The organism is Arthrobacter sp. TB 26, assembly GCF_000427315.1.
GTDB lineage: Bacteria > Actinomycetota > Actinomycetes > Actinomycetales > Micrococcaceae > Arthrobacter.
This window is the reverse complement of the sequence record NZ_AUPJ01000082.1, coordinates 1-1731: the sequence shown is the minus strand read 5'-3', so window position 1 is coordinate 1731 and position 1731 is coordinate 1. Positions and strand designations below refer to the sequence as shown.

Here is a 1731-nt window from a genome sequence, read left to right as displayed (position 1 = left end):
GCCGTCGAGCCTGCGGGTGTTCCCGGCCGTCCGGCGTCGGTGTTCACCGGGAGGTTTGTGCTGTTTGCTGTCGCGGCCTTCTTCTGGAGTGCCGGGCTGGTGGCCTTCGGCGTCATCTCCTTCCACCTCACGACGGCGGCGGCCGTACCGGTGGCATTGGTCCCGCTGCTGTATGCAGGTGCAATGGCGGCGGCGGCCCTTGGTGCCCTCGCCAGTGGCGTCCTCTACGACCGCTCCGGCGCCTCAGTGCTCCTCACGCTTCCCCTGCTGATTGCCGCCGTCCCGGTGCTGGCCCTGGCGCCGGCGGCAGGGCTGGCGTTTGCCGGGGTCCTCGTCTGGGGCACTGCCACCGGGATCCAGGACTCGACTGTCAAGGCGCTCGTTGCGGACCTGGTGCCGGAACAGCGGCAGGGCACGGCGTACGGCGTCTTCGCGGCGTTCGAAGGCGCCGGGGCGCTGGCGGGCGGGGCACTGTACGGCGTGCTGTATGACAACCGTCCGCTGCTGATTGTGGCCGTGGCCGTCCTGCAGCTGCTGGCGATCGCGGTGCTGGCGGTGGCGCTGCGCCGGACCCGCAGCCGCTAGCGTCGTCCGTCGGGCCGGGGTCCGGCGTCGTTCCTCAGCCCCGGACCTGCGCGCCCCGGCGCCGCCCGCCCATTCGGAGGACGATCTTGCGGAGCTCATCAAACCAGAGCACAGTCGAGGCCATCACGACGCAGATGGCCCAGTGGCCGGGGTCCAGGGATGCTGTCCCGAAGGCCCGCTGCAGGAAAGGAAGCTCCACGACCGCCACCTGCAGCACCGCCGCGAGCAGCACGGAACCCCAGAGCCATCTATTGACGAAAAGCCGGCGGAAGGCCGACGTCGTCTCCGAGCGGGAGTTGAAAGCGTTGAACAGCTGGGCAAACACCAGGGTGGTGAAGCCGGCGGTGCGGGCGACGTCGAGCGAGTCTTTGCCGCCCGGGACCAGGCCGCCCGGCAGGAAGATATCGATGGTCAGCAAAGATGCAACGCCCATGACGAGGCCAACGCTGAGGATGCCCAGCCACATGCGCGGGCCGAGGATCCGGTCGCTGCGTTTGCGGGGCCCGCGCGCCATGACGTCGTCGATTTCCGGGTCAATGCCCATTGCAAGAGCGGGCCCGGAGTCGGTCACGAGATTGATCCACAGGATCTGGGTGGCCAGCAGCGGCACCGCGACTTCGCCGGCGCCCGCTCCGGCCAGGCCCATGGCGCCAGCGAACACAACACCGAGGAAGACCGTAAAAACTTCGCCCATGTTCGAGGACAGCAGGTAGCGCAGGAATTTTTCGATGTTCTCGAAGATGACCCGTCCCTGGCGCACCGCCGAGACGATCGTGGCGAAGTTGTCGTCGGCCAGGATCATGTTCGAGGCCTCTTTGGTGACCTCGGTGCCGGTGACCCCCATGGCGATGCCGATGTCCGCGGTTTTCAGGGCGGGCGCGTCATTGACGCCGTCACCGGTCATCGCCACCACGTTGCCTTGGGCCTGCAGGGCGCTGATGATCTGCAGCTTGTTCTGCGGTGCCACCCGCGCGTACACCGAGGTGCGCCGGGTCAGCGTCCGCAGCCCGTCCTCGTCCAGTTCGTCCAGCTCGGCGCCGGTGACGGCCCGCTCCCCCGGTCTGGCGATCCCGAGGTCGCCGGCGATCCGGGCCGCGCTGAGCGGATGGTCCCCGGTGATCATCACGACGCGGATGCCGGCCCGCC

The 1731-nt window shown here is 68.8% G+C and carries 2 protein-coding genes; one reads left to right on the top strand and one right to left on the bottom strand.

Features of this window, described 5'->3' with window-relative positions; translation table 11 throughout:
• Positions 1-585, top strand: a 585-nt coding sequence (locus tag K789_RS0101865; protein ID WP_024365258.1) for an MFS transporter, incomplete at its 5' end; no start/stop codon positions are given.
• Between the two features lie 34 nt (positions 586-619).
• Here the strand turns inward: K789_RS0101865 and K789_RS0101860 are convergent.
• Positions 620-1731: cation-translocating P-type ATPase (locus tag K789_RS0101860; protein WP_024365257.1), on the bottom strand; the 1112-nt coding region annotated here is incomplete at its 5' end.